The organism is Streptomyces canarius (assembly GCF_014650735.1).
Classification (GTDB): Bacteria; Actinomycetota; Actinomycetes; order Streptomycetales; family Streptomycetaceae; genus Streptomyces; species Streptomyces olivaceoviridis.
Genome location: NZ_BMVN01000124.1, coordinates 1 through 7,342 on the forward strand (window position 1 = coordinate 1; position 7,342 = coordinate 7,342).

The 7,342-nt window shown below is 67.3% G+C and carries 8 protein-coding genes and 3 pseudogenes; 5 read left to right on the top strand and 6 right to left on the bottom strand.

What is annotated here, in order from left to right; translation table 11 throughout:
* Positions 1–133 precede the first annotated feature (133 nt).
* The 3 genes from IE294_RS45890 to IE294_RS45900 all read right to left on the bottom strand — a co-directional run bounded on the left by IE294_RS45890 (position 134) and on the right by IE294_RS45900 (position 1,962).
* Positions 134–463 (bottom strand): Clp protease N-terminal domain-containing protein, encoded by a 330-nt coding sequence (locus tag IE294_RS45890; protein ID WP_229918210.1) that lies wholly within the window; start codon positions 461–463, stop codon positions 134–136.
* Between the two features lie 382 nt (positions 464–845).
* A complete protein-coding gene (locus IE294_RS45895; RefSeq protein WP_229918212.1) occupies positions 846–1,151 on the bottom strand; it encodes a hypothetical protein in 306 nt (101 codons plus the stop codon).
* 217 nt (positions 1,152–1,368) lie between these two features.
* Complete coding sequence (locus IE294_RS45900) at positions 1,369–1,962, bottom strand: MDR/zinc-dependent alcohol dehydrogenase-like family protein (RefSeq protein WP_189895262.1); 594 nt, start codon at positions 1,960–1,962, stop codon at positions 1,369–1,371.
* 29 nt (positions 1,963–1,991) lie between these two features.
* On the opposite strand from IE294_RS45900, the pseudogene IE294_RS48840 reads away from it, so the two are divergent.
* Positions 1,992–2,243: pseudogene (locus IE294_RS48840) on the top strand (hypothetical protein); the annotation flags it as partial.
* Positions 2,244–2,922: 679 nt separating this feature from the next.
* Here IE294_RS48840 and IE294_RS45905 read toward each other — a convergent pair.
* Entirely contained in the window at positions 2,923–3,237 is a 315-nt protein-coding gene (locus IE294_RS45905) for a hypothetical protein (RefSeq protein WP_229918214.1), read from the bottom strand.
* A gap of 126 nt (positions 3,238–3,363) precedes the next feature.
* Positions 3,364–3,567: a hypothetical protein gene (locus IE294_RS45910; protein ID WP_189895263.1), complete on the bottom strand. Its 204-nt coding sequence runs from the start codon at positions 3,565–3,567 to the stop codon at positions 3,364–3,366.
* 626 nt (positions 3,568–4,193) lie between these two features.
* Between IE294_RS45910 and IE294_RS45915 the strand changes: the two genes are divergently transcribed.
* The gene (locus IE294_RS45915) at positions 4,194–4,700 is read left to right on the top strand and encodes a fascin domain-containing protein (protein ID WP_189895264.1); all 507 of its coding nucleotides are present in this window, start codon (positions 4,194–4,196) and stop codon (positions 4,698–4,700) included.
* Positions 4,701–4,823: 123 nt separating this feature from the next.
* On the opposite strand, the pseudogene IE294_RS50200 reads toward IE294_RS45915, so the two are convergent.
* Positions 4,824–4,997 (bottom strand): annotated as a pseudogene (locus tag IE294_RS50200) (IS701 family transposase); the annotation flags it as partial.
* Between the two features lie 400 nt (positions 4,998–5,397).
* Between IE294_RS50200 and IE294_RS48845 the strand changes: the two are divergent.
* From IE294_RS48845 to IE294_RS45930, 3 genes and pseudogenes are all read left to right on the top strand, one after another.
* Positions 5,398–6,384 carry a site-specific integrase gene (locus tag IE294_RS48845; RefSeq protein WP_229918216.1) on the top strand — a complete coding sequence of 329 codons (987 nt, stop codon included), beginning with the start codon at positions 5,398–5,400 and terminating at the stop codon, positions 6,382–6,384.
* 6 nt (positions 6,385–6,390) lie between these two features.
* Positions 6,391–6,873: pseudogene (locus IE294_RS45925) on the top strand (lytic polysaccharide monooxygenase); the annotation flags it as partial.
* A 55-nt stretch (positions 6,874–6,928) separates the two neighbouring features.
* The coding region (locus IE294_RS45930) for a transposase (RefSeq protein WP_229918218.1) at positions 6,929–7,342 on the top strand (414 nt) is incomplete at its 3' end.

The following is a 7,342-nucleotide window of genomic DNA, read 5'->3' on the forward strand; positions in this document are numbered from 1 at the left end:
TCGTCCAACCGCTTCCGTCCACGCAAGGACTCAGGCAACAGCGGACGGAGGAACTCCCACTCCCTGTCGGACAGTTCATGGCGACGTATCACCCGACCATGATCCACCACTCAAGATCAATTGAAGACACGACCTAGTCGACGGTCGGCGTGCTCGACGGGTCCCGCCGGTACTCGTGAGCCTTCTCTCCGGCCGGTAGACCGTTGTCGCTCAGTCCGCTCTCCGACAGCGCGCGTCCCGCCGCCGACTGCGCGTCGGTTGCCAGGGCCCGCAGCACATGTTCCGGACCCAAGTAGGTGCAGTCCTCGGCGCAAGACCTCTGGTAGGCGTCCAGCAGGGCGCGCTTGGCTGCGGGCGTGAGCGTGGTGAGTTCCGTACGAGGCCGGCCCTGTGCTCCGATTCCGAGCCGTTCACCGCAGCATTCCCTCGTCACCAGCCCGCCCTGCGCGTATCCGGGTAACACCGTCCGGATCCTCGACGACGAACGGGAACTGGAGCGACGGGTCTACATCTGGCACGTACCGGGTCCCGCATGGAACGGGGAGCGCGTCGTGTGGGAGCCCACGCCGCCCGATGGCCGGCCGGAACTGTACGCCCAGCTCACAGCGCTGCGGGCGGAACGAGACGAACAGGCTCCCAACCTGCGCGCCCGTGTGCGCTCCACCGGCTGAGAAGCCGCCCGCGCAGATGCCGCGCGGGAATGGTACGGGCGCGCCCTCGCCGGTCACCGAAGCAGCCGCCCCAGCGCTCTATGCCCTGCGCAGACGCCGGTCTACGGGCCCTCCTGGTCGGCGGGCCCGCTTTCGGAGACATCCGCCCACGCTGGTGGATCTGCCGGGGTCAGGTCAGGGCGTTGCGCAGGTAGGCGGGTAGTGTCTGGCAGATGGCCGGATACGCTTTCCAGCCGGGGCCCGCGAGTTGGCCGGGAGTGAGACGTGCCGGCTGTCGTCGTCGGTGCGGACGACGACGCGGAAGGTCTCACCTTGGGTGGGCCGGCCGGCGAGGTATGCGGCGAGGACGGTCCGGCCCAGTTCGGTGGGGTCGGCGCCGGTGGTCGCGCGGCCGAAGTCTTTGCAGATCCACACGCGGCTGAACCGTTCGTGCATCAGGATCTCCCACCGCACGCAAGCGGGAATGTCTTCGCGTGACACAACCCCGATCATGCCCATACGGGCCGGCCTCACCCACCGCTACCTGCGGGTACTGGCCGGAAAGCGCACCCCTTCCGCCCCTGCCGGGAAGCGAGTGCCATCTCTCCTGCCAGCCTCCCTCGGCAGTACACCCAGCCCAGCGCGCGTCGCCCGCACCCGGAGGAACCGCCCGGAGGCGGCGTGCTCCTGCCTCGTCGGGGCAGGCGATGCTTGGCGGTTACTGGATGCGCTTCATGAGGATCATGCCTTGCTTGATGGACGCGTCCTCGCCGCCGCTCCAGGAGATGTTGGCGAAGACTTCCCCTCCGGGTGCTCCGTCGACTTCGGGACCGGCCGTGCTGTACGCGTTGCCGCCGGTGGTCCGGTTCCAGCCGTCCCAGGCGAAGCCGCCGTTGTGGGAGTGATTGACCCACAGCGTGTGATCCTGGGGCGAGATGCAGGCCAGGGAGACGTTCTGCTGTGCCGCGTAGGCCGGGTCGCCGGGATCAGACGTGGGCACGTCATTGCCCCCACGGCCGATCGCTATAGATTCACAAATGCCGCCGCCCGGCAGCTCAGAGTAGACGCCGCCCCGCAAACCGTCCGCGTCCGCGATGGTATGAGCGATGTAGACATGCTGGTCGGTGCCCACTACGGCACTGACGTTGTAGTCGTAGCTACTGACGCTCGTCCTGTGGGTGGCGAGGATGCTGGAGAGGTGCATATGATTTTGATAGGGTGAGTAGATCCAATTGTAGGTGCGTGGACTGTCCAGGGTTTCCCAGTTCGGCTCGAAGTACAGTTGGCCCCCGCCATAGCGCATCTCCTGCACGATGATCCGGTTACCCCGGACTGCTGTGAGGAGAATGCCGGATCTGCCGACGCGATGAAAGGATCCGGTTTCCCTACAGCGACATCATCCACTACACCCAGGACGGCATCCCGTATCTGGCGCCCGAACTGGTCCTGCTGTTCAAGGCCAAGCACGCGCGCCGGAAGGATCAAGCAGACTTCGACGCGACTGTTCTGCATATGACCTCGGCTCAGCGCAAGACCTTGGCCGAGCTACTCACCCGCGCACATCCGGGGAATCCCTGGCTCGCGGATCTTTAGCGCCTGCTTCGTTCGGTTTCGGACTGAAGCGCAAAAGCTCGAAGAGGTACTCGGTACTGGTTACTGGTGGACTCTCGTATCAGCTGTCGTCGGTCCCCCGAGGAGCCCAGCCTGTTGGTGATCGTTTGTGACCGCCAGCAGAGTATCGGCGGCTCCGAGCGGTCATCACTTAACCGACCGCTCGGGCCGTATTTGGGCCGATATGCAGCGGGAAAGGGGAATTCGCATGGGAATGTCGATCCGTTTGTGTCGCGTTGACGCTTCCGAAATGGAACGGGGTGCGGAGCATCTCGAACGAGGGGGAAACCGATGCAGGTGTCCTCGTTGACCTTGGCGAATCCTGGCAGTTCATCAACGGCGCACTGGCCGACGGCGATCAGCATCCGGTGAGTGGCCCCGAATCCCTGCCCGTATTCGGCAGGGCCTATCCTCGCCAGCGTCGGCGCACCGCAGGACGCGATCATCGTCCTACAGCCCGACGAAGTGAGCAGTGCTTATGAGTTCCTTGACGGCCTGGATTTTGCCGCGTTGCTCCAGCGGGAGTCCGACCGGGCGAAGGGCCGCTTCGGAGCGGGGATCCCGGAATGGTTGATGAACAGCCTCCTGGACAAGTTGGAAAGGCTGCGCACTGGCTCCAGCAGGTGGTGCAACCCCAGGCGTTCGAGCCGCTGGACGCCGGTCAGTCGCCGGCCTCGTGGGGGAGGCCGTCGTTCAGGACGATACGGGTGGTCTCCCTCTGTCGGGCGACGTCGGCGAGCTCGGCTGCGATGCGGTTGTAGGAGGTCATGGCCATGGCCCAGTCGCCCTCCAGCGGGGTAGCGGTGGAGCGGGTGTTCCACAGCTCGATCAGCAGGGCGATGAGGGACCGTCCGGACAGAACGGTCCGGACGCGGCCTTCCTTGGAGTCCTCGACCGAGGGCGGGCCGAGCGCGGGCAGCACAGTCGAACGGGCCTGCGGCGAGGACGTGCGCGGTTCCCGGGCGACGCCGGTCATGCTGTGCCGCGGTCGGCGTCCGGCAAGGTCGAGGGCTGCGCACCGTTGAGATCGCCGCCGGTCGGGATGACCGCCGTCGGGCCCGGCAGACCACCCGGCTGTCGCGGCACCGAGCTCAGGGTGTGCTCAGTCGCAGGAGGGCCGGTGTGCCAGGTGCGGGAACAGGGTGCTCCACTGGCTCGCCGGGACGCTCAGCGGATGAGCGCGGCACAGCGCCTCGTAGATGTGCTCGCTGTCGAGGTCGAGCAGGAACGTCCATTTCACGTTGTCGAGTTCGGCCACGACCGCCATCTGGGAGTCGTTGCCCGGGAGGACCTGCATGTCGGACACGCCCGCCAGGCTGGTCTGGGCGGGGCTTCGCCATCGGCCGTCCGGCTCGGTGTCCCAGATGCGATACTCCGAGGGCGTGTCGAGCAACGAGCGCGTCGGCCATCCGGTCGGCCGCCGCGCCGCCGGAGATCGGTGGGATGGGCATCGCGGCCCGGATGGCGTCGGTGTCCAGCGCCTCCACGGCGGCCCGGGACCACTGGTATGACGACGCGTCCGTGGCCGGGATCAGGCCGGTGCGCCGGGTCCCCGGAAGGTGGCTGCGGGAACCAGGGTGAGCTGGCACGCCCCCGAAGCACCGGGGTAGACAGACCGTGCCCGCCCCCATACAGTCCGTATCGGGGCCTGCTACCGCAGGAAAAGGGGGCAGATAGCATGTGTTACTGCGACATTCCGCGCTATCTCACACTTTGGCGTACTTGTCCCTTCACGGTCACGGGAAGCCGACCACGGACCCGGTAGGGCCATTCGGTTCGACCCAGAGGATCCCCGCCGCGACGCGGTATTCGCTGAACGGGAACCTCTCTGCAGCCCCGCGATCACGTCATCACATCAGCGCCGCGAAATGTGCCGGCGACGGCGCTCATCCCACACGTCCGCGATATCTCCAGACGGAAGGAACGGCCAGCATGGCTTTATCGGAAGCCGACCTCGCGAAACTCGGAGACACCCCGATCACGATCCAGTCGACGCACTACCCGAACGTGTACCTGCGTATGGACGGGACTGGCGTGACCGCCCCCAGCGATCCCGGCGGCGGCAAGGTCAACTGTCAGTACGGCACCGGCGCCTGGACGACGTTCAAGGTCCGGCCGCAGGCCGACGGCTCGTACGCGTTCGAGTCGGTAGCCTTCCCCAGCGTGTTCCTGCGCATGGATGGCACCGGGGTCCCCACCGACATGAGCGGCGGGGGCACGGTCAACTGCCAGTCCTTCATCGGCCCCTACGAGAAGTTCCGTGCGCGCGCCCAGACCGACGGTTCGTTCTCCTTCGAGTCGGCGACCTTCACGAACATCTTCCTGCGCATGGTGACCGGCAGCGGGGTCACCACCGCCACCGGCCCCGGCGGAACGGTGAACTGCCAGTACAACGCCAACGGCGGCGGCGACGAGAAGTTCTTCCTCGACAAGGCATAGCTCGCTCCCTTCCGGACTCGTGGCTTCGCAGGGGCCGGAAGGGATCGCTGGAGCGGCGCGTCCTGGAGTGCTGTACATGCGCCACGCGCCGCCCACCCCAGGAGGGCTGGTCGAACTCGCGCAGGGGCTGCCGGTGGTCTCCACGACGGAGTCACGGATGTCCTCTCGGACCGCGTTCTCGTCCCGGTCCGAGAGGTTGAGCAGGAGTTGGACCCCGTCCGGACGGAGCTGTCCGACCTGCTCCGACAGTGTCCAGCCGTTCTTCTCCAGAGGAGCGATCAGCCCCTGAAGGTAGTCTTGCAGCGCGCCACCATCGCGCTCGACCTGCGCCGCCACTTCCGCGACCCGCACGCCTCAGCACCGACCTGCGACAGCTCACCGCCCACGACCAGGCGTCACGCGACACGGTCATGGACACCCCGGGCGTGCGCGAGGTCCTCGCCGCCACTGCGCTGCAAGTCCAGGGCTACCTCGCCGGACCGAGGGCCGCGCCGCTCACCCTGATGATGCAGTGCGCCGGGGGACGGCACCGAGTCGTTGACCGGACTACGCGAGGACACGCCGGGCGAGTGCGCATCCCCCGCCTGGCCTGGTCGGTAGACGTTGCGCACCCGCACGACGAAGGAGCGCAACGGAGTTGAACGAGCAATCCCGTGATGTCCACGCCATCCGGCTCCCGCAGTGGGGGCGGGTGGCTATGGACCCAGGCATCGTGCCCTGGCTGGTCTTCGATGAGGAGGGGAAGGTCGTGCAGCCGGTCCGCAGGTTCCTCATCGACTTCATCGCCCGGGACAACCGGACCGGCAGCGTGCACAGCTACGCCTATGACCTGCTGCGCTGGTGGCGGTGGCTGCGGGTGGTCGACGTCCAATGGAACCGCGCGACCTCGGTGGAGGTGCGGCACTTCGTCCTGTGGCTCCGGGCCGCGACGAAACCGCGGAAGTCGGCGCGTACACATTCCGCCGTGACCGCGGGCACCACGAATCCGATCACGAAGAAGACGTACCTGGACGACCGCTACAAGCCGCGGACGATCCGGCACAGCAACGCGGTGCTGCGCAGCTTCTACGACTTCTGGATCGAGACCGGCGGCGGCCCGCTGGTCAACCCGGTGCCGCTGGCGCGGTCCGACCGGCGCCGGCCGCACGCCCACCACAACCCGATGGAGCCCTACCGGGGCGAGGGGCGCCTGCGCTACAACCCGAAGGTCCCCAAGCGGCGCCCGCGGCAGATGCCCGACGAGCGGTGGAACGAGTTGTTCGCGGCCCTGCGCTCGAACCGGGAGCACCCACCTCGCACTGGTCTCCTACAAGCTCCCCGACACCGGCGAGATCGTCCCGCTGTTGCAGATCGTGCCGTCCAAGAGCAACGAGGAACGGCTCCTGCTGGTCAGCCCGGAACCTGGCGAGCGTCCTGGCCACGATCATCAAACGCCTGCGGGACGCCAACGGCGGCAAGATCCTGCTTACCGCCCGATACGACGACCACGAACGCGTCACCGGGCCGCTGCTGCCGTACCTCTTCCAGCACCGCCACTACTGGCAGGCACAGGTCATGGGCCACAACACGGTCTCCCGCCTGCTTCGCAAGACCCTGGAACGGATGGGGCTGTGCGACCAGGCCGGCAAACCGCTGCGCGTCACACCCCACGACCTCCGGCGGATGTTCGCGACCGAGGCCGTGACCGGCGGGCTGGAAGGTCACTCCGGTCGGCACGACGGCGACGTTCACCTGGCACAACACGGCCCGGCACGCCACCACGAACTGGCAGTACTTCATCAACGGCCAGAAGGTCGCCGAGTTCGACGGCCACAACCAGCAGCCGGCCGCGGACGTCAGCCAGCAGGTGAGCTTCGGTGGCTTCACGGGCCGCCAGAAGGTGCTCGCCGTCTGGAACATCGCCGACACCGCCAACGCGTTCTACTCCTGCGTCGACGTCAACATCGGAGGCACCGACGGCGGGGGCAACGGTGGTGGCGGCGGCACCGGCGGTGGCGGCACCGGCGGCGGGAGTACCTGCACCGCGCCGGCCTGGGACCCGGCCCGGGTCTACAACGGCGGCGACACCGTGTCCTACGACGGCCACAACTGGCGCGCCAAATGGTGGGTCACGGGCGACAAGCCCGGAACCACCGGCACGTGGGGTGTCTGGGAGGACCTGGGCGCCTGCTAGTACTGCAATGCAATCACAGTTATGGGGTTTGGTGTGATTGGGTGTCCCGGTGTCTGTGGATCTTGGTGTCCGTCAGGTCGAGTCCTGGCGTGAGGTGTTGGCCGGGTTACACGCGCGGTTCGCGTCGCGGTTTGCCCGCTCGGAGCCGCGGGGCCGGGCGTTGGAGTACATGGCCGGGCTGGTGGCACCGCTGGAGCGTAAGAACGGCTGGTCGCTGGCGGAACGCGCTGGTGAGGCGCATCCGATCGGGATGCAGCGGCTGCTGGGCGGGGCGGACTGGGAGGCCGACGGGGTCCGCGATGACGTCTGTGACTTCGTCATCGAGAGCATCGGCGGCAAGGACGCAGTGCTGATCGGTGACGACATCGGGTTCCTGAAGAAGGGAGTCCGCTCGGCCGGGGTGCAGAGGCAGTACTCCGGAACGGCCGGCCGTACCGTGAACTGCCAGATCGGCACCTTCCTCGCCTAC

Excerpts from the sequence above, each read along its gene's own strand:
- IE294_RS45905 (WP_229918214.1), bottom strand. The coding sequence starts at position 3,237 with ATGACCGGCGTCGCCCGGGAACCGCGCACGTCCTCGCCGCAGGCCCGT.
- IE294_RS48845 (WP_229918216.1), top strand. The coding sequence starts at position 5,398 with ATGGACCCAGGCATCGTGCCCTGGCTGGTCTTCGATGAGGAGGGGAAG.
- IE294_RS45915 (WP_189895264.1), top strand. The coding sequence starts at position 4,194 with ATGGCTTTATCGGAAGCCGACCTCGCGAAACTCGGAGACACCCCGATC.